General features: G+C 74.5%; 21 protein-coding genes. 11 read left to right on the top strand and 10 right to left on the bottom strand.

Annotated elements, in window-relative coordinates; all coding sequences use genetic code 11:
- Window positions 1-9 precede the first annotated feature (9 nt).
- On the bottom strand, window positions 10-273 hold the full coding sequence (locus O7600_RS29545) for a DUF6343 family protein (RefSeq protein ID WP_091578415.1): 264 nt from the start codon (window positions 271-273) through the stop codon (window positions 10-12).
- Window positions 274-446: 173 nt separating this feature from the next.
- Here O7600_RS29545 and O7600_RS29540 point away from each other — a divergent pair, with 173 nt between their 5' ends.
- Complete coding sequence (locus O7600_RS29540) at window positions 447-1,046, top strand: antibiotic biosynthesis monooxygenase (RefSeq protein ID WP_091578417.1); 600 nt, start codon at window positions 447-449, stop codon at window positions 1,044-1,046.
- A 133-nt stretch (window positions 1,047-1,179) separates the two neighbouring features.
- On the top strand, window positions 1,180-2,022 hold the full coding sequence (locus O7600_RS29535) for a GDSL-type esterase/lipase family protein (RefSeq protein ID WP_281591625.1): 843 nt from the start codon (window positions 1,180-1,182) through the stop codon (window positions 2,020-2,022).
- Between the two features lie 28 nt (window positions 2,023-2,050).
- On the opposite strand, the gene O7600_RS29530 is transcribed toward O7600_RS29535, so the two are convergent.
- The 3 genes from O7600_RS29530 to O7600_RS29520 form a co-directional block, all read right to left on the bottom strand.
- The gene (locus O7600_RS29530) at window positions 2,051-2,785 is read right to left on the bottom strand and encodes an EcsC family protein (RefSeq protein ID WP_281591624.1); all 735 of its coding nucleotides are present in this window, start codon (window positions 2,783-2,785) and stop codon (window positions 2,051-2,053) included.
- Between the two features lie 37 nt (window positions 2,786-2,822).
- Window positions 2,823-2,972, bottom strand: coding sequence for a hypothetical protein (locus O7600_RS29525; RefSeq protein ID WP_172967812.1), 150 nt, complete (start codon window positions 2,970-2,972; stop codon window positions 2,823-2,825).
- Between the two features lie 92 nt (window positions 2,973-3,064).
- The gene (locus O7600_RS29520) at window positions 3,065-3,928 is read right to left on the bottom strand and encodes a peptidase M23 (RefSeq protein WP_281591623.1); all 864 of its coding nucleotides are present in this window, start codon (window positions 3,926-3,928) and stop codon (window positions 3,065-3,067) included.
- Between the two features lie 391 nt (window positions 3,929-4,319).
- Between O7600_RS29520 and O7600_RS29515 the strand changes: the two genes are divergently transcribed.
- From O7600_RS29515 to O7600_RS29505, 3 genes are read left to right on the top strand one after another with little or no spacing between them, the layout of a single operon-like run.
- Window positions 4,320-5,240: a PAC2 family protein gene (locus O7600_RS29515; RefSeq protein ID WP_091578429.1), complete on the top strand. Its 921-nt coding sequence runs from the start codon at window positions 4,320-4,322 to the stop codon at window positions 5,238-5,240.
- Between the two features lie 37 nt (window positions 5,241-5,277).
- Window positions 5,278-6,075 carry an exodeoxyribonuclease III gene (locus tag O7600_RS29510; RefSeq protein WP_281591622.1) on the top strand — a complete coding sequence of 266 codons (798 nt, stop codon included), beginning with the start codon at window positions 5,278-5,280 and terminating at the stop codon, window positions 6,073-6,075.
- Window positions 6,076-6,094: 19 nt separating this feature from the next.
- Window positions 6,095-6,415, top strand: a complete 321-nt coding sequence (locus O7600_RS29505) for an antibiotic biosynthesis monooxygenase (RefSeq protein WP_281591621.1) — start codon at window positions 6,095-6,097, stop codon at window positions 6,413-6,415.
- A 275-nt stretch (window positions 6,416-6,690) separates the two neighbouring features.
- Here O7600_RS29505 and O7600_RS29500 read toward each other — a convergent pair whose 3' ends face one another.
- Window positions 6,691-7,458 (bottom strand): class F sortase, encoded by a 768-nt coding sequence (locus tag O7600_RS29500; protein ID WP_281591620.1) that lies wholly within the window; start codon window positions 7,456-7,458, stop codon window positions 6,691-6,693.
- Between the two features lie 5 nt (window positions 7,459-7,463).
- Window positions 7,464-8,048, bottom strand: coding sequence for a hypothetical protein (locus O7600_RS29495; RefSeq protein WP_281591619.1), 585 nt, complete (start codon window positions 8,046-8,048; stop codon window positions 7,464-7,466).
- Between the two features lie 150 nt (window positions 8,049-8,198).
- Between O7600_RS29495 and trmB the strand changes: the two genes are divergently transcribed.
- The 4 genes from trmB (at window position 8,199) to O7600_RS29475 (ending at window position 13,546) form a co-directional block, all read left to right on the top strand.
- Window positions 8,199-8,825 (top strand): tRNA (guanosine(46)-N7)-methyltransferase TrmB, encoded by a 627-nt coding sequence (gene trmB / locus O7600_RS29490; protein ID WP_281594297.1) that lies wholly within the window; start codon window positions 8,199-8,201, stop codon window positions 8,823-8,825.
- Window positions 8,826-8,872: 47 nt separating this feature from the next.
- The gene (locus tag O7600_RS29485; protein WP_281591618.1) at window positions 8,873-11,377 is read left to right on the top strand and encodes a DEAD/DEAH box helicase; all 2,505 of its coding nucleotides are present in this window, start codon (window positions 8,873-8,875) and stop codon (window positions 11,375-11,377) included.
- Between the two features lie 119 nt (window positions 11,378-11,496).
- The gene (locus O7600_RS29480; protein WP_281591617.1) at window positions 11,497-12,144 is read left to right on the top strand and encodes a hypothetical protein; all 648 of its coding nucleotides are present in this window, start codon (window positions 11,497-11,499) and stop codon (window positions 12,142-12,144) included.
- Between the two features lie 103 nt (window positions 12,145-12,247).
- On the top strand, window positions 12,248-13,546 hold the full coding sequence (locus O7600_RS29475) for an Nramp family divalent metal transporter (protein WP_281591616.1): 1,299 nt from the start codon (window positions 12,248-12,250) through the stop codon (window positions 13,544-13,546).
- Window positions 13,547-13,604: 58 nt separating this feature from the next.
- On the opposite strand, the gene O7600_RS29470 is transcribed toward O7600_RS29475, so the two are convergent.
- The 4 genes from O7600_RS29470 to O7600_RS29455 all read right to left on the bottom strand — a co-directional run bounded on the left by O7600_RS29470 (window position 13,605) and on the right by O7600_RS29455 (window position 17,615).
- Window positions 13,605-14,549, bottom strand: coding sequence for an iron-siderophore ABC transporter substrate-binding protein (locus O7600_RS29470; RefSeq protein WP_281591615.1), 945 nt, complete (start codon window positions 14,547-14,549; stop codon window positions 13,605-13,607).
- Window positions 14,550-14,587: 38 nt separating this feature from the next.
- Window positions 14,588-15,430 (bottom strand): ABC transporter ATP-binding protein, encoded by an 843-nt coding sequence (locus O7600_RS29465; RefSeq protein WP_281591614.1) that lies wholly within the window; start codon window positions 15,428-15,430, stop codon window positions 14,588-14,590.
- Window positions 15,427-16,482 (bottom strand): iron ABC transporter permease, encoded by a 1,056-nt coding sequence (locus O7600_RS29460; RefSeq protein ID WP_281591613.1) that lies wholly within the window; start codon window positions 16,480-16,482, stop codon window positions 15,427-15,429. Before O7600_RS29460 ends, O7600_RS29465 begins: the two co-directional genes overlap by 4 nt.
- Window positions 16,483-16,568: 86 nt before the next feature.
- On the bottom strand, window positions 16,569-17,615 hold the full coding sequence (locus O7600_RS29455) for an iron ABC transporter permease (protein WP_281591612.1): 1,047 nt from the start codon (window positions 17,613-17,615) through the stop codon (window positions 16,569-16,571).
- A gap of 120 nt (window positions 17,616-17,735) precedes the next feature.
- Between O7600_RS29455 and O7600_RS29450 the strand changes: the two genes are divergently transcribed.
- Both O7600_RS29450 and O7600_RS29445 read left to right on the top strand, forming a co-directional pair.
- The gene (locus tag O7600_RS29450) at window positions 17,736-18,668 is read left to right on the top strand and encodes a MerR family transcriptional regulator (protein WP_281591611.1); all 933 of its coding nucleotides are present in this window, start codon (window positions 17,736-17,738) and stop codon (window positions 18,666-18,668) included.
- Between the two features lie 4 nt (window positions 18,669-18,672).
- Window positions 18,673-19,032, top strand: a complete 360-nt coding sequence (locus tag O7600_RS29445; protein ID WP_099161654.1) for a YciI family protein — start codon at window positions 18,673-18,675, stop codon at window positions 19,030-19,032.
- The last annotated feature ends 4 nt before the right edge of the window (window positions 19,033-19,036 follow it).

The following is a 19,036-nucleotide window of genomic DNA, read 5'->3' as shown; positions in this document are numbered from 1 at the left end:
GTACTCCTGTCACTCGAACAGTGAGTGCCGCACGCCCGGCTCCTCCCGGCGGCGGGCGGCGCGGCGGCGCTGGATCACGACCAGGTCGACCACGGCCACCACGGCGAGGAGCGCGCAGACGACGCCCAGCCAGGCCACGTCGGCGGCGAACGCGAGCACCGCGAAGACGGCCATCACCACCAGACCGAACAGGGCCAGCACGAGGCGCAGGTTGAGCGCGCTGTTCGCGTGGCCGACCGTGCCACGGGCGCGGCGGGGCTGTGATCGGGTCATTCCTCCCGGCTACCCCGGCACGGCCGGGGTTAACCGGTGGGGCGCGCGGCGGCACCGGCGGGCCGGTGATCCGGGACACGCGGCGGGTACGCGGTGGATGGCGCCACCGGGCGGGTGCGTTACATCGGTCTGCCGGTACCGACGGAGATCCCGCGGCGGTGGAGAGGATGGGCATGACCACGACGCAGGCCGTACCCGTGACCGTCGCGGTCTCCCGGCGCGCCGACCCGGCGCGTACCGGTGAGATGGTGGCGTGGATGCGGGCCGGCACGGCGCTCGCGGAGAGTTTCCCCGGTTTCCTCGGCGCGGGCTTCGTCCGCAGCGCGCCCGGTTCCGCCGAGTGGCACGTGATGTACCGCTTCGCCGACGCCGACACGCTGCGCGGCTGGGAGGACTCGCCGCAGCGGCACTGGTGGCTGAGTTCGGCCCAGGGCATCGTCGAGCACACCCGGGTGGAACGCCGCACCGGCATCGAGGGCTGGTTCGACCCGCCGGTGGACCACGTGGTGGAGACGTTCGGCGAGGCCGAGCCGGTCGTGCCGGCCGCGCCGCCGCGCTGGAAGCAGGCGGTCACCATCTGGCTGGCGTTCTTCCCGCTCAGCCTCACCGCCACGCTGCTGACCGCGCGGTTCCTCGCCGACGTGCCGCTGGCCGGGCGGACGCTGCTCATGACGTTGGTCCTGACCCCGCTGATGACGTACCTGGTGCTGCCGCGCATCACCCGGGCGCTGCACTGGTGGCTGCACGGCCTGCCCACGCCGTGGCGCCGGTGAGTTCACGATCGGGTCGCACCACACCCATGTGAACGACGGTCGTCGATGGCAGAAAGGCGACAGAGTTCCCGGACGGACGGTCGAGGCGCATAGGGTCGACGGGCCCGTTGGTGCCGCCGGACGGGGGACCTGAATGCCTCGACGTTGGATCGCCGCGCTGGCCTGCCTCGCGGCGCTGGTCGCGCTGGCCTGCGACGGCTCCGGCTCCGCGTCGCCCCGACCGACCGACACGCCCCGCCCCGGCGACCCCCGGGTGCTGACCGCGCTCGGCGACTCGATCAGCACCGGCTTCGGTTCCTGCCTGGTGCTGGTGAGCTGCGAACGCAACTCCTGGTCGACCGGGGACAGCCTGCGGGTGGAGAGCGTCTACCGGCGGCTGCGGGCGGACGCGCCGGCGCTGCGGGCGTACAACCGGGCGGTGCCCGGTGCCCGCGCGGCCGGGCTGGCCGGCCAGGCCCGGGCCGCGGTACGCGACAAGGCCGACCTGGTCACCGTGTTGATCGGGGCGAACGACGCCTGCCGGGACGACGTCGACGCGATGACGCCGACCGCCACCTTCCGCAAGCAGGTCGACGGCGCGCTGGCCGTGCTGCGCAAGGGCCGGCCGAAGGCGCGGGTGCTGGTGGTCAGTATCCCGGACCTGCACCGGCTCTGGCAGCTCGGGCACACCGAGCCCCGCGCGGTGCGGGCCTGGTCGCGGGGCGTCTGCCCGGCGCTGCTGGCCGACGCCACCTCGACCGCGCCCGCCGCGGTCGCCCGTCGGGCGCGGGTCCGGGAGCGGCTCGAGGCGTACGACGCGCAGCTGCGCGCCGCCTGCCGGGCCTACGGGTCGCGCTGCCGCTGGGACGGCGGCGCGGTCCACCGACACCGGTTCGACCTGGACCAGGTCAACGCGCTGGACTGGTTCCACCCCAACGCCGCCGGGCAGGGCCGGCTGGCGGAGGTGGCCTGGAACGCCTCCCGTTGGAACGACTGACCGGCCCGGCGAGCGGGCCGACCGCCGGTCAGGGTTGGCGCGGCCCGGGCAGTTGGCGGGGGCCGGCGTCGCGGTAGAGCGACCGGGCCCGGTCGGCGAGTTCCTTGGTGGCCGAGGAGTTGGCCCAGGTGCCGAGCACGATGGCGGCGCCCGGGACGACCTTGGCGAACATCCGCTTGGCGGCGCGCACGCCGGCCATCCGGGCCAGCCGCACCCCGAGCTGGAGCATCACCCGGCCCAGCGCCCGGTCGCCGGCCGAGCCGAACAGCGCGCCGGCGCGCTCCCGGCCGGCGGCCACGCCGAGCGCCAGCCGGGCGGTCTCGGCGACCTTGTGCACGCGCTGGAGCACCAGCAGGTCCGTCGCCCGGTCGGTGTGCGTCGGGTCGGCGCCGTAGGCCGCCGCCACGTGCAGCACCAGCCGGGCCTGGGTCCAGGCCAGCACGCCGACGTCGATGACGGCCCCGGGCAGCCCGGCGGCGCCGGAGACCGCGCCGGAGAGCCGGGCGTGGTTGACGAACCGGCGGACCGCCTGGTCGGCCAGGTGCTCGGCCGGCACGTCCGGCCGCAGCGCCCGCTCCCGGGCGGCCCACTGCGCGGCCTCCGGGCCGAGCCGGCGCACCGCCTCCAGGGCCAGGTGCTCAGGCGCGTACTGCGGGTCCTCGCGCATCCGGTCCCAGAGCGGGGCCGGGGGCGCCTCGGGCGCGTCCACCGGCGGGACCGGGGCGGCGTTGTGCTGCCCGTCGACGGGGGCGGGGTCGGTCACGGGGGGCTCCGAGGCTCGTCGGGCGGGGGCGGGCGGGTCAGCGCCGGCGGTTCGACGACAGCCGGGTGGCGATCTGCCGCAGCCGGGCCTGGTTCTCCGGCTTGGCCATCTCCCGCCGGCCGCGGTCGACCAGCTGCTGGCCGCGCGGCGACCGCAGGAAGGCGGTGATCCGTTGCATCAGCGACATGACGTCCTCCTGTCCGCGGTCCCCATCATGTGTACCTGGAACCGGCAAGTCCCTGATACCCGGACCGGCCGTCCGGCAACCGTCCACACCGGTCAGCCCAGGATCTCCGCCACCACCTCGCCGGCCCGCCACTCGTGCTGCGCGTACGCGTCGGGGAACGCGGAGATCTGGACCGCCTGGGCGGCGACCGAGAGCGGCATGTCCTGCCAGCCGGGGATCTCCTCCAGGGCGGAGAGGAACGCCTTGGTCGCGTACTCGGGGTCCATCAGCTCGGCGACGGTGCCCCAGCCGCTGCTCGGCCGCTGCTGGAACAGCCCGACCGAGTCGTGGTCCCAGCCGATCGCCTGGTGCGGGTACTCCTGCGACTCGGGCAGCACGCCGCTGGCGTAGTTGAGCAGGGTGCTCTCCTGCATCGCGGTGGCCACCGCGATGACCAGTCCCCGGCGCGGCACGCCCATCTCCCGGCCGGCCCGCACAATCTGCGTGGCGTTGTCCATCTGGGTCCGGGTCAGGCCGGCGACCGGGACGATCCGCCGCGGCTTCGGCTTCGGCTTGGCCTTCGGCTTCGCCTTGGCCGTGACGGTCGGGGAGGGGGTGGCGCTGGGTGTGGTCGGCGCGATGCTGGGCCGGGCCATGCCGCGGGAGGCGGCGTCCACCGCCGCCCGCTCGGCGGCCTCGGCGGTGGGGGCCGGGGACGGGGCGCGCTCAGGGGCGCCGAAGCCCACCTGGCTGACGCCGACCAGGCCGAGGCAGCAGGCCGCGCCGGTGGCGACCGCGAGCCTCGTCCGGCCGGGCCGGGGGGCCGGCGGGGTGCGCAGGGCCCGGAAACGGGTACGCCAGGTGCCGGCGGTTGCCGGCGAGCAGGAGGTTGTCGGATCGGTCGAGGGGGTATCGTCCGAACGGTCAGCCGGGCGGCCGGGGCCGTTCGGGTCGTCGAGGGTGCCGTCGTCACGCATCCGACGAGGCTAGGCAGGGCAAACCGGGATCACCCAGGCCTAAAGGGTGGCCCTCGCCACACTTTGGTCCGGATCTGCCCGACATTGCCGTACACAGCCCCCCGCTCGTGGTCGGACCTCGCGAACCGGGCCAACCTCCGGTCCGCCGCGAGCGCGGGCGGCGCGGGCAGGAACCTCGCAGCCGCCCACCTCCCGGCCGATGATCCACTAACTCGTCCGTTCGGACGATACGGCGGTGGGCCGGCCGATCCGGGCGTGGCCGAATTGTGATCACCAACCGGGCAGCGGACCGGTCCGTAACGGAATGGACCACACCCCCCGGTACGTTGGCCGAACCGGGGGCGCCGTGCGCGCGGCGCTTCCGTACGCGTCGACAGGGAGGACCCCACCGGTGCTCGACCCACACGAGCTCTACGAACTCACCGACGAGCTGCCCGACCTCGGCCAGCCGGTGCTGATCCAGGCGCTCACCGGCTTCGTCGACGCCGGCAGCGCCTCCCGGCTGGCCCGGGAGCAGCTGCTCACCTCGCTGGACACCCGGGTGATCGCCCGCTTCGACGTCGACCAGCTCTTCGACTACCGCTCCCGCCGGCCCGTCATGACCTTCGTCGAGGACCACTGGGCCGACTACGACGCCCCGGCGCTGGAGCTGCACCTGCTGCACGACGACGACGAGACGCCGTTCCTCCTGCTCACCGGCCCCGAGCCGGACCTGCAGTGGGAGCGTTTCGTGGCCGCCGTCGCCGGCCTGTCGGCCCGCCTCGACGTCCGGCTCACGGTCGGGCTCAACTCGATCCCGATGGCCGTCCCGCACACCCGGCCCAGCGGCGTCACCGCGCACGCCACCCGGCCGGAGCTGATCTCCGGACACGAGCCGTGGTTGCAGAAGGTGCAGGTGCCGGCCAGCGTCGGGCACCTGCTGGAATACCGCCTCGGCGAGCAGGGCCGCGACGCCCTCGGCTTCGCCGCGCACGTGCCGCACTACGTCGCCCAGACCGAATACCCGGCCGCCGCCGAGGCGCTGCTCGCCGCCGTGTCGCGGGGCACCGGCCTGCTGCTGCCCCGCGACGGCCTGCGGACCGCCGCCGAGGTGGTCCGGGTGGAGATCGACCGCCAGGTCGCCCAGACCGAGGAGGCGGCCACGCTGGTCCAGGCCCTTGAGGAGCAGTACGACACGTTCGCCCGGGGCCGCGGCGAGAAGAGCCTGCTCGCCGCCGAGACCGGGCCGCTGCCCACGGCCGACGAGCTGGGCGCCGAGCTGGAACGCTTCCTCGCCGAGCAGACCCACCCGGGCGACACCCCGGAGCGCTGACCCGGCGGGGCGGCCGGGGATGCGGCAGGCTGGGGACATGCGCCTGGCGACCTGGAACGTCAACTCGGTGAAGGCCCGCCTGCCCCGGCTGCTCGACTGGCTGGCCACCACGAAGCCCGACGTCGTCTGCCTGCAGGAGACGAAGTGCCCGGACGGGGCGTTCCCCGTCGCCGAGGTGAGCGAGCTGGGCTACGAGGTGGCCAGCCACAGCGACGGCCGGTGGAACGGGGTGGCCGTGCTGTCCCGGGTCGGGCTGGCCGACGTGGCGGTCGGGTTCCCCGGCGAGCCCGGGTTCCCCGAGCCGGAGGCCCGGGCCATCGCCGCCACCTGCGCCGGCCTGCGGGTGTGGTCGGTGTACGTGCCGAACGGCCGCGCCCCGGACGACCCGCACTACACGTACAAGCTGGCCTGGTTCGCCGCGCTGCGCGACGCCCTGGAGGCGGAGGTGGCCGCCGCTCTCCCACTCGCCGTCTGCGGCGACTTCAACGTCGCCCCGACCGACGCCGACGTGTGGGACCCGGCCCTGTTCGCCACCTCCACCCACGTCACGCCGGCCGAGCGGGCCGCCCTGGCGGCGCTGCGCGACCTGGGCCTGGAGGACGTGGTGCCGACCCCGATGAAGGGCCCGCACCCGTTCACCTACTGGGACTACCGGGCCGGGATGTTCCACCAGAACAAGGGCATGCGGATCGACCTGGTCTACGCCACCGCGCCGTTCGCCCGCGCGGTCCGCTCGGCATACGTGGACCGGGAGGCCCGCAAGGGCAAGGGCCCCTCCGACCACGCCCCGATCGTGGTCGACGCCGACCTGGTGCCCGCCGTCGAGGCGTTCTGAGCCGCCGTAGGGTGGAGGCATGGCAGTCGTGAAGATCAACGCGATCGACGTCCCGCCCGGAGCGGGCGCGGAGCTGGAGAAGCGGTTCGCGGCCCGGGCCGGCGCGGTGGAGAACTCCCCCGGCTTCCTGGGCTTCGAGCTGCTGCGCCCGGTGGCCGGGGAGAGCCGCTACTTCGTCTACACCAGGTGGGAGACGGAGGCGGACTACCAGGCCTGGGCCCAGGGACCGGCGCGGGCCGCGCACGCCGCCCCCGAGGGCGCCGAGCCCCGCAAGCCGGTCGCCACCGGCGCCACCCTGCTGGAGTTCGAAGTGGTCCACCAGGTTTCCCCGACCCCCTGACCCACCCAGGTCCCCCGGCCTGGCGGCTCCGGCACCTCCCGGCCGCACCACGTCTCCGAGTCGCAGCGACAACCCACCCGGCTCCGGCTCGGGCTCCGGCTCCGGCTCGGGCTCGGGCTCGGGCTCCGGCTCCGGCTCCGGTGATCCACATCAGGCTGCGCCGACAGTTCGACTCCGTAGCGATATACCGCCTGGTCATAAATATGACTCGGCGGTATATCGCGCTCGGTCACACCGTCGTCCCGCCGGGAATCCGCTGCGGGTGGCGAGGCTGGTCAAAGGACGCGGGAGGCGAAGACGATCACGTTGTCCTCGTAACCGGTGCGTCCGCCGACCCACTCCCCGCCGCAGGTGATCAGGCGCAGCTCCGACGGGCCGGAGTCGCCGTACACTCGGGCGGCCGGCAGGTTCGCCTTGTCGAAGTACTCGACGCTGTCGACCTTGAAGGTCACCACCGTGCGGTCCGACCGGGTCACCTGGATCCGGGCACCCGGCTTCAGGCTGTGCAGCCGGTAGAACACGGCCGGACCGCTCTTGGTGTCGACGTGACCGACGATGATCGCCCGGCCCGGCTCGCCCGGGACCGCGCCCCGGTCGTACCAGCCGGTCTGGTTGTGCTCGGTCAGCGGCGGCACGTCCACCGAACCGTCCCGCGCCTGGCCGACCGGGGTGACCGGCGCGGTGACCTTGATGGCCGGCACCGCCAGACGGACCGGCAGGCTGGCCGGTTTCCGGACCGGCGCCGGCGCGGGCGGCGGCGGTTGGCTCGACCCGGCCGACGCGTCGGTCCAGTCGAACGGCCCGGCGGTCCGGCCGAGACCGGCGCCGGTGGCGAACACGCCGACCAGCACCAGCACCACGGCCAGCGGCTTCGACCAGGGACCGCGACCCCGGTCCCGCCCCGGCGGCGGGGCCGGCGGGCCGGAGACCGGCTTACCGGAGGGCCGGCCGCGTCCGGGCGGCGGGCCGGCCGGCGGCAGGGCGAACAGCGCCCAGCCGGACAGCCGGGAGCGGCCGGGCGGCGGGACGGTGTGCTCGTCCATCGGACTCAGCGCCCGGCGGCGCCGCGGGACTGCCGGCGGGACGCGGCCACGCCGAGCCCGGCGCCGACCATGGTCACGGCCAGCCCGATCGGCACCAGCAGGCCACCGAGGCCAGGGCCGGCGGTGCCGCCGAACCCGGTCGCCGGGCCGCGGCTGGGGACGTGGCTGGGCTGGTGCGTGGGCCGGTGGGTGGGCTCGGCTTGCTTGACCACCTGGAGCATGGTGGACGCCGTCTCCCCGCCCGGGCACTCCAGCTTGACCCGATAGTTGCCGGGCCGCGTGCGCTCGTTGACCATCGGCGAGGCGGTGAGCAGGCCGCGTTGCGGCTGCACCTGGATCCGGCCGAAGGCGTCGGAGACCACGATCGCGGGCACCGAGTTGTCCCGACAGCTCGCCCGGATGCCGACCAGGTAGCCCGGCTGGACGGTGCCGGGTGTCACCTCGACGAAGATCACGTCGGCCGGGGGCGGCTGACCCGGCACCGGCTCGGCGGCGCGCGGCGCGGCCGGGGCGGGCGCCGCGCCGACCAGCGGGGCGGCGCACGCGGCAACCGCGACCAGCAGCGCCGCACGTCCCCTGACTGACCCCATGAACCCTCCCGGCGTACGGGATGAATCCTCTCACCCCCGGCCGCACATCACATCCGATCCGGGCCGCCGGTCGCGTAGGCTCGGGTCGCTGTGACCACCACCGACACCCCCACCGCCCGCATCCGGACCTTCCACCCGCGTCGCGGTCGGATGAGCGACCGGCAGCGCGACGCGCTGACCCGGCTCTGGCCCGCGTACGGCCTCCAGATCGCCGCCCTCGACGGGCCGTGCGATCCGACGACGCTGTTCGGGCGGCGGGCGCCGCTGGTGCTGGAGATCGGCTCCGGCATGGGCGACGCCACCGCCGCGATGGCGGCGGCCGACCGGGACCGACACTATCTGGCGGTCGAAGTCCACACGCCGGGAATCGCCAACCTCCTCGACCTGGTCGAGCGGCACGGCCTGGACAACGTCCGGGTGGCCGAGGGCGACGCGTTGGACCTGGTGCGGGCCATGCCGCAGGGGTGCCTGGACGCGGTGCACGTCTACTTCCCGGACCCGTGGCCGAAGACCCGCCACCACAAGCGGCGGATCATCGCGCCGGCGCACGTGGCGTTGCTGCGGTCCCGGCTGGCGCCGGGCGGCACGCTGCACTGCGCCACCGACTGGGCCGAGTACGCCGAGTCGATGCGCGCGACGTTGACCGCCGACCCGGAGCTGGTGGATGTGCACGGCGGCTTCGCGCCGCGTCCGGCGCACCGGCCCGTGACGAAGTTCGAGCGGCGCGCGCTGACCGCCGGCCGGGAGATCTTCGACCTGATCCACCGGCGGCGCTGAGCCCGGTTGGCGCGGCGCGGTGTGATCCAGGCACGATGGGAGCCGCCATGACTCTCACCGCCGCGCTGCCGAAGACCGCCGACCCCGACACCCTCTACGACGCGTTCGCCTCCTGGGCGTCCGAGCGCGGCCTCGACCTCTATCCGCACCAGGAGGAGGCGGTCATCGAGATCGTCTCCGGCGCGAACGTGATCATGAATACGCCGACCGGCTCGGGCAAGAGCCTGGTGGCGATCGCGGCGCACTTCGCGGCCCTCGCAGACGACCGGACGACCTTCTACACCGCGCCGATCAAGGCGCTGGTCTCGGAGAAGTTCTTCGCGCTCTGCGAGGTGTTCGGCGCCGAGAACGTCGGCATGCTCACCGGCGACGCCAGCGTCAACGCCGACGCCCCGATCATCTGCTGCACCGCGGAGATCCTGGCCAACCTGGCGCTGCGCGAGGGCCGCCGGGCCGACGTCGGCCAGGTGATCATGGACGAGTTCCACTTCTACGCCGAGCCGGACCGGGGCTGGGCCTGGCAGGTGCCGCTGATCGAGCTGCCACAGGCCCAGTTCGTGCTGATGTCCGCCACGCTCGGCGACACCACCCGCTTCGTCGACGACCTGACCCGGCGCACCGGCCGGCCGACCGCCGTCGTCCGCTCGGCCGAGCGGCCGGTCCCGCTCCTGTTCTCGTACGCGACCACGCCGCTGCACGAGACGCTCGAGGAGCTGCTGGAGACCAAGCAGGCCCCGGTGTACGTGGTGCACTTCACCCAGGCCGCCGCGCTGGAACGCGCCCAGGCGCTGATGAGCGTGAACGTCTGCACCCGCGCCGAGAAGGACATGATCGCCCAGGCGATCGGCAACTTCCGGTTCACCTCCGGCTTCGGCAAGACGCTGTCCCGACTGGTCCGGCACGGCATCGGCGTGCACCACGCCGGCATGCTGCCGAAATACCGCCGCCTGGTGGAGACGCTCGCCCAGGCCGGCCTGCTCAAGGTCATCTGCGGCACGGACACGCTCGGCGTCGGCATCAACGTGCCCATCCGCACCGTGCTGTTCACCGGCCTGTCGAAGTACGACGGGGTGCGGACGCGCCTGCTCAAGGCCCGCGAGTTCCACCAGATCGCCGGCCGGGCCGGGCGGGCCGGGTTCGACACGCTGGGCCGGGTGGTGGTGCAGGCCCCCGAGCACGTGATCGAGAACGAGAAGGCGCTCGCCAAGGCCGGCGACGACCCGAAGAAGCGCCGCAAGGTGGTGAAGAAGAAGCCGCCGGAGGGCTCGATCGGCTGGGGCGAGCCGACGTTCCAGCGCCTGGTCGAGGCCGAGCCGGAGCCGCTGACGTCCAGCTTCCAGGTCAGCCACTCGATGCTGCTCAACGTGATCGGCCGCCCCGGCGACGCGTTCGCCTCGATGCGGCACCTGCTCACCGACAACCACGAGGACCCGGCCGCCCAGCGCCGGCACATCCGCCGGGCCATCGCCATCTACCGGGCGCTGCGGGCCGGCGGCGTGGTCGAGGAGCTGCCCGAGCCGGACGAGACCGGCCGCCGGGTACGCCTCACCGTCGACCTCCAGCTCGACTTCGCGCTCAACCAGCCGCTGTCCCCGCTCGCCCTGGCCACCGTCGAGCTGCTCGACCGGGAGTCCCCGTCGTACGCGCTGGACGTGCTCAGCGTGATCGAGGCGATCCTCGACGACCCGCGGCAGATCCTCTCCGCGCAGCAGTTCAAGGCCCGCGGCGAGGCGGTCGCCGCGATGAAGGCCGAGGGCATCGAGTACGAGGCCCGCCTCGAACTGCTCGACGAGGTGACCTGGCCCAAGCCCCTGGCCGAGCTGCTGGAGGCCGCGTACGAGATGTACCGGCAGGGCCACCCCTGGGTCGCCGACCACCAGCTCTCCCCCAAGTCCGTGGTCCGGGACATGTACGAGCGGGCCATGACGTTCCCCGAGTACGTCCAGTTCTACGGCCTGTCCCGGTCCGAGGGCCTGGTCCTGCGCTACCTCGCCGACGCGTACAAGACGCTGCGGCAGACCGTGCCGGAGGACGCCAAGACCGAGGAGCTGGTCGACCTCATCGAGTGGCTGGGCGAGCTGGTCCGCCAGGTCGACTCCAGCCTGATCGACGAGTGGGAGCGGCTGCGCAACCCGTCCGACGTGGCCGAGGTGGCCGCCTCGCTGGACGACCGGCCGCCGGCGGTGACCCGCAACGCGCGGGCGTTCCGGGTGCTGGTGCGCAACGCGCTGTTCCGCCGGGTCGAGCTGGCCGCCCTGCGCCGCTGGGACCTGCTCGGCGAGCTGGACGCCGGCGACGGCTGGAACGCCGACGCGTGGGCCGACGCGCTGGAGCCGTATTTCGCGACGTACGACGCGATCGGGGTGGGTCCGGACGCCCGCGGGCCGGCGCTGCTGATGATCGAGCAGGGCCGCGAGCGGTGGACCGTGCGGCAGATCCTGGACGACCCGGACGGTGACCACGACTGGGGCATCAGCGCCGAGATCGACCTGGCCGCCTCGGACGAGGTGGGCGCGGCGGTGGTCCGGATCACCGACGTCGGCCAGCTCTAGGACTGCGCGAAAAAGGGCCGCCCGGGATGTCCGGGCGGCCCTTTTCGTGCCCTGGGCGATGTCAGCCCCGTCGATTAGAATGTATGTACTAATCGAGCTTCTGACCTGGGAGGATGCTCGTGACTGCGCCCACCTCCGCTGCCCCCGTCACCCCCTACGCCACCCTGCTCGGGTTCACCCGCTACGTGGATCGCACCGGCCCCACCAAGGCCACCTTCGTCGGCGGCCTGCGTCGCCAGCGAGCGAGTCGGCACGGGTTCAACCCGCACGGCCAGTTCGTCAAGGCACTCAAGGCCGACGTCGCGTTCCACACCGGCGGCACCCACCTCGCCCAGGTGGCCGACCTGGTCAAGCCGCGCTGGCGCCCGCTCTACGAGGCGCTCACGCCCGGCGCGACCCGCTGGCTGCACTCGCTCGGCGAGCCGGCCGGCGTCGACCTGGCCCAGACCCGCGACGCCCTGGCCATGCTGGGCGACCTACCCGTCAAGATCAACCCGCAGTTCGGCGTCCGCTTCGCCGACGGCCGGGCCGAGGCCATCCGGCTGCACTTCGACGAGGCGCCACCGAGTGAGGAGGCGACGCTGGCCACGCTGCACCTGATGGCCCGGCACATGGACGCGGTGCTGCCGCACGCCGAGCCGGTGCTGGTCGACGTGCGTCGTGGCGAGGCGCACCGGATGCCCACCGACGTCAAGCCCGAGCAGATCGAGCAGTGGCTGGCCGGCGAGGCCGCCGCGTTCCGGGCCATCTGGTCCACCGCCGCCTGACCGACGTCTCCGACGGGCGGCCACTCCTCCGAGTGGCCGCCCCGTTGCTCCCCTTTAGGGAATATCTGGGGCATTCGCGAGGCAGGGTCGCGAAGCTCGGCTCATGACACTGCCCGATCGTCTTGCACGGCGGCTGCCGGCTCCGCCGGTGCGCCACGCGCCGCCGGGCCCCGCGCAGGATCTGCCGTCGCGACCGTCGGCCACGCGCGGGCGTCTCATCCTGCTCGGGCCGGCGTTCGTGGCCGCGGTGGCCTACGTCGACCCGGGCAACTTCGCCACCAACTCCACCGCCGGCGCGCGCTACGGCTACCTGCTGGTGTGGGTCGTCGTGGCGGCGAACCTGGCCGCCATGCTGGTGCAGACGCTCACCGCCAAGCTCGGCCTGGCCACCGGGCGCAGCCTGCCCGAGCTGTGCCGGGACCACCTGCCCCGGCCGCTCAACCGGGCCATGTGGGCCCAGGCCGAGCTGGTCGCCATGGCCACCGACCTGGCCGAGGTGATCGGCGGCGCGGTGGCCCTGCACCTGCTCTTCGGCATTCCGCTGCTGCCCGGCGGCGTGATCGTCGGCACCGCCGCGTTCGCCGTGCTGGCGCTGCGGTCCCGGGGCTTCCGCACGTTCGAGATCGCCATCGCGGTGCTGCTCGGCGTGATCGTGCTGGCGTTCGCGGTCAACCTGGTCACCGCCGGGCCGGACCTGTCCGCCACCGCCGGCGGGCTGCTGCCCCGCACGGCGGGCACCGACAGCATGCTGCTCGCCGCCGGCATCCTCGGCGCGACCGTGATGCCGCACGTGATCTACGTGCACTCGGCACTGACCCCGAACCGCATCCGCACCAGCGGCGACGCGCAACGGCGGAGGGTGGCGAGGGGCCTGCGCGTCGACGTGCTGGTCGCGCTCGGCATCGCCGGCGGGGTCAACCTGGCCATGCTGCTGGTCGCGGCCACCAGCTTCCACGGCAGCGGCATTCCCGGCACCGACACGCTGGAGGGCGTGTACGCCGGGCTGGCCGGCACGCTCGGCGCCACGGCGGCGGTCGGCTTCGCCGTGGCGCTGCTCCTGTCCGGCCTCGCCTCGACCAGCGTCGGGACGTACGCCGGCGAGGTGATCATGCAGGGTTTCCTGCGCCGCCGGATCCCGCTGCTGGTGCGCCGGACGGTGACGCTGCTGCCCGCGCTGGCCGTGCTCGCGATCGGCGTCGACCCGACCCGGGCGCTGGTGCTGTCCCAGGTGGTGCTGAGCTTCGGCATCCCGTTCGCGCTGATCCCGGTGGTGGCCTTCACCCGGCGCCGCGACCTGATGGGCAGCCTGGTCAACCGCCCCGCCACCACGGCCGTCGCGGTGCTGATCACCGCGCTCGTGGTGGCGCTCAACGCGTTCCTGCTCTGGCAGCTGGTCGCCTGAACGCGACCGCGCCCGCCGAGGACGGATCCCGGGCGGGCGCGGTGGTGGCGCGAGGTCCTCAGGCGGCCAGGTACTTCTGCAGGTCGTCCAGGATCTTGTTGGCGGCGCCGACGCCGATGCCGGTCATCCACACCTCGTCGGAGACCACGTGCGCCTTGCCCGCCTTGACCGCGGACAGGCCCTGCCAGAGGCTGCCGGTGGTGACCTTGGCCTGCTCGGCGGCGGCCTTCTCGCCGTACGCGGTCACGAACACCACGTCGCCGTCGACCTCGTTGACGCGTTCGGCGCTGACCAGGTCGAAGCGCCGGTCCTCCTTGCCCTCCAGCAGCTGACGCTGCGGGCGGCCGAGACCGGTGTCGCCGACCACGATGCCGGAGAACGAGTCCGGGCCGTACACCCGGATGTTGCCCGGGATGAAGCGCACGATGGAGATCTTCCGCGACGGGGCGTCGCCGAGCGCCGCGCCGAAGTCCTTCGCCCGCTTCTCGTAGGTGGCCAGCAGGTCCTTGGCCTGCTGCTCCCTGCCGAGGGCCTGGCCGTCGAGGAGGAAGTTCTCCTTCCAGGTGATGCCCACCTTCTCGGTGAACACGGTCGGCGCGATGGCGGACAGCTCGTCGTAGAACTTCTCCTGGCGGAACTTGCTGCCGAGGATGAGGTCCGGCTTGAGCGCGTTGATCGCCTCCAGGTCGGGCTCGGTGAGCACCCCGACCTCCTTGATGCCGGCGAGCTTGTCCGCGCCGAAGTAGGTGGGCCAGCTCTTCGCCTCACCGGCGGTGGCCGCGCCGACCGGGGTGACGCCCAGGGACAGCGCGGTGTCGATCTTGTCGGTGTCGAGCACCACCACGCGCTTGGGCTCGGCGGGCACCTTGGTGGTGCCCATGGCGTGGGTGATCTCCCGGGTCTCCCCGGAGCCGGTGCCGGCGACGGGGTCGCTCTCCCCGCAGGCGGTGAGGCCCACCCCGAGGGCGAGGGCGGCGGTGAGTGCGGCGGCGAGACGACGCATCAGGTTCCTTTCCGTGGTGCGGGTGCGGGCCGGCGCGCTCAGGCGTCGCCGACGGGGGCGCCGGCCGCGGCCGGCGTGCCGGCCGGAGCGGCCGAGGTCTGGGTGAGGGCGGGCACCACCAGCGGGGCGCCGGTGACCGGGCAGGGCACGACCACACAGTCGAGCCCGAAGACGTCGCGGACCAGGTCGGCGGTGAGGATCTCGCGCGGCGGGCCGGCGGCCACCAGCGCGCCGTCGCGCATGGCGACCAGGTGGTCGGCGTAGCGGGCGGCCTGGTTGAGGTCGTGCAGCACGGCCACCACGGTCCGGCCCCGCTCGGCGCGCAGCCGGTGCAGCAGGTCGAGCACCTCCACCTGGTGGGCCAGGTCGAGGAAGGTGGTCGGCTCGTCCAGCAGCAGCGCGTCGGTGTCCTGGGCCAGCGTCATCGCGATCCAGACCCGCTGGCGCTGGCCACCGGAGAGCGTGTCCACCGGGCGGTCGGCGAGCGCGGTCACGTCGGCCAGGCGCATCGCCTCGTCGACGGCCCGGCCGTCCTCGGTCGACCACTGCCGCCACCACCGCTGGTACGGCTGCCGGCCGCGCCCGACCAGGTCGGCCACGGTGATCCCCTCGGGCACCAGCGGGCTCTGCGGCAGCACGCCGAGCCGCCGGGCCACGTCCCGGGTGGGCAGGTCACGGATCGCCGCGCCGTCGAGCAGCACCGCGCCGCGGCGCGGCGTGAGCAGCCGGGCCATGGTGCGCAGCAGGGTCGACTTGCCGCAGGCGTTCGGCCCGACGATCACCGTGAACGCGTCGGCCGGCAGGTCGAGCTCCAGCCCGTCCAGCACGGTCCGGCCCTCGTAGCCGACGACCAGGTCGCGGGTGGACAGCAGCGCGGTCACGACCGCCTCCCTCGGGTGCGCAGCAGCACGAAGATCAGGTACGGGCCGCCGATGGCCGCGGTCAGCACACCGGCCGGCAGTTGGGTGGGCGCGAACAGCCGGCGTCCGGCCAGGTCGGCGAGGACCAGCAGCAACGCGCCCAGCAGCGCGGCGCACAGCAGCGGCGGCCGTTCCGCGCGGACCAGCCGGCGGGCCACCTGCGGGGCGACCAGCGCCACGAAGTCCACGGCGCCGACCTGCGCGGTGACGGCGGCGGCGGCCAGCACGCCGGTGCCGGCCAGCCCGATCCGGCGGGCCACCGGACGCAGCCCGATCCCCCGCGCGGTGTCGTCGTCCAGCGCCGAGCCACGCAGCGCCCAGCCGGCCCAGAGCAGCACCGGCAGCAGCACGAGGAGGGTGCCGGCGATCCAGCCGGCCTCGGTCCAGCCCTTGCCGGCCAGGGTGCCGATCAGCCAGAGCTGGGCGCGCAGGCCGTCGATCGGGTCGGCGGTGAGCATCACCACCTCGGTGAGCGCCCGGAACGCGAACGCCACCGCCACGCCGGCCAGCACGAACCGCTGCGCGGCCAGGCCGTGCCGCGCGCCGAGCGCGAACACCAGGACGGCCGCGGCCAGCCCGCCGACCAGCGCCGCCGGGGCCACCAGGACCGCCGCCGCCCCGCCGGTCAGCGCGACGGTCGCGGCCAGCCCGGCGCCCTGGGTGACACCGATGACGTCGGGGCTGGCCAGCGGGTTGCGGGCCACGCTCTGGATCAGCGTGCCGGCCACGCCGAACGCCGCGCCGGCCAGGGCCGCCAGCACCGCGCGGGGCAGTCGCAGGTCGCGCACCACGAGGTCGTACGGCGTGCCCGCGCCGGAGAGCGAGCGGACCACGTCGCCCGGCGCCACGTACGGCGTCCCCAGCGACAGGCTCAGCACCACCGCACCCGCGAGCAGCACGAGAAGCACCCCCGCCACGACCACCGGCCGCCACCGGAACGGCACCGCCACCGCCCCCACCCGCAGCAGCGTCTTCCCCGCGAGCGCCCCACCCCGCGCCGCGCGATCTTGCACTTGCGGCCCCTCGGGCGTCCGATTCGCCTGCTTCGCCGGGGCAGCAACTGCAAGATCGCGGAGAGGGGAGCGGGGGTGGGGGGCGGTCATGCGGTCACGACCTTGGCGCGGCGGACCAGGATCGCCAGCAGGGGGGCGCCCAGCAGGGCGGTGATGATGCCGGCGGGGATCTCGCCCGGCGGGGAGACCAGGCGGCCGGTCACGTCGGCGGCCAGCACCAGGGCGGGGCCGAGCAGCGCGGCGACCAGCAGCGTCCACCGGTGGTCGGCGCCGACCAGCGCCCGGGCCAGGTGCGGCACGGCCAGTCCGACGAACGCGATCGGGCCGGCGGCGGCCACCGCGGCGCCGGTGAGCAGTACCCCGCCCCCGCCGGCGGCCAGCCGGACCAGGGCGACCCGGTGCCCCAGCCCCCGGGCGACGTCGTCGCCGAGAGCGAGCGCGTCCAGCCCTCGGGCGGCCAGCGCGGCGAGCAGCACCCCGGCCAGCACGAACGGCAGCACCTGCCCGGCCACCCCGACGTCCCGCCCGGTGAGCCCGCCGACCACCCAGAAGCGGTACTCCTCGAACGTGCGGGCGTCGATGCTGAGCAGCGCGTACACGACCGCGCCGAGACCGGCGTCGAGCGCGGCGCCGACCAGCGCGAGGGTGACCGGGCTGGCGCCCTCGCGGGTGCGGTTGGCGACGGCGAAGACGAGCAGCCCGGCGAGCAGCGCGCCGGCGATGCCGAACCAGACGTAGCCGGTGAGCGTGCTCACGCCGAACACGGCGATGGCCAGCACCACCCCGAAGGAGGCCCCGGCGCTGACGCCGAGGATGCGCGGCTCGGCGAGCGGGTTGCGGGTGACCGCCTGGAACAGCACGCCGGCCAGCGCCAGGGCCAGGCCGACGACCAGGCCGAGCGCGGTACGCGGCAGCCGCAGCTCGCGGACCACCGTGGTCGCGTCGCCGTCGTCCGGGGCCACCAGCGCGTGCCACACCTGGTCCACCGGTAGGTGGCGGCTGCCCAGCGCCAGGCTGGCCAGCAGGGCGACGAGGAGCAGGAGCGCCGCCGTCAGGGTGACCGCGACGCGGCGGGGGGCGCCGCGGCGGGCGGGGGCGTCGGCCCGCGCGGGCCGGACGGCGACGGTGGTCACGGGGGTGTTCGCCTTTCGGATTAGGTACGCCTTACCTTAACTGACCTGGTAAGGCACACCTAACCGGGACGTGTCGATGGGCTTGCGCCTCCACCGGGGGGAGGCGCGAGGCTGGGCGGCATGGACGATGGCGAGCGCTACTCGATCGGCGACCTGGCCCGGCGGACCGGGGTGCCGGTGAAGACCATCCGGTTCTGGTCCGATCGGGGCGTCGTGCCGCCGACGGACCGCGGCCCGACCGGACACCGCCGCTACGGCCCGGAGGCGGTGACCCGGCTCGACCTGGTGCGGACGTTGCGGGAGCTGGGCGTGGACCTGCCCACCGTGCGCCGGGTGGTGGCCCGGGAGGTCACCCTGCCCGAGGTCGCCTCGGCGCACGCGGACGCGTTGACCGCCCAGATCCGCCTGCTGCGGTCGCGTCGCGCGGTGTTGACCGTGATCGCCCGGCGGGGCGCCACCCCGGACCGGGCCGACCTGCTGCACCGGCTGGCCGGCCTGGCCGCACGCGAGCGGCGGCGGCTGGTCGACGACCTGCTCGACGCCGCGTTCGGCGACCTGACCGATCCGGGGTTCGCGGGGATCCGCCGGTCGCTCACCCCGGAGCTGCCCGACGACCCGGACGACGGCCAGATCGAGGCGTGGGTGGAGTTGGCCGAGCTGACGCTGGACCCCTCGTTCCGGGCCGGGCTGCGGCGTCTGGCCGAGCAGCACGCGGCCGACCGGGCCGGCGCGGAGGGCGTACGCCGGGACGTGGTCGCGGTGGTCCGGGAGGAGGTGACTCCGGCACTGGCCGCCGGGATCGACCCGGCCTCGCCCGACGCCGAGCCGGTCCTCTCCCGGGCGACGGCCCGGTACGCGCGGCTCTGCGGCCGCCCGGACGACGCCGACCTGCGCCGGCGGATGCTGACGCGGTTGGAGACCGCGCACGACCCGCGCCGGGCGCGCTATCTGGAACTGCTCTCCGTGGTCAACGGCTGGCCGCCGGCCGAGAGCCTGGCGCCGGTGCTGGACTGGTCGATCCGGGCGCTGCGCGCCCGGCAGCCCCTACCCTGAGGGCATGCGATTCGACAGGCACACCGTGGTGCTCCTGGTCCGCCCGGACGACGCGCCCGACCTGCCGCAGGACGCCCTCGACCGGATCCAGGACGCGCACCTGGCGCACCAGGCCGGGCTGGTGGAGCAGGGCGCGGTGCTCGCGGCCGGGCCGTTCCTGGACGGCGACGACGAGCGGATCCGTGGTTTCGTGGTGCTGTCGGTGGACCCGGACACGGCCCGGCACCTCTACGCCAACGACCCGGCGGTCAGCGCCGGGCGTCTGGTCGCGCGGGTGACGAGCTGGATGGTGCCGGAGGGCCAGGTCCGCTTCGAGCAGGTGCCGGTGCCCCGGTCGATGCTGGAGGCCGCGGCCGGCGACTGACCGG

Origin of the sequence: Micromonospora sp. WMMA1998 (assembly GCF_027497375.1) — a bacterium.
GTDB classification, from domain to species: domain Bacteria; phylum Actinomycetota; class Actinomycetes; order Mycobacteriales; family Micromonosporaceae; genus Micromonospora; species Micromonospora sediminicola.
Note: the sequence above shows the minus strand (reverse complement) of the source record. Positions and strands in the feature narration are given on the sequence as shown.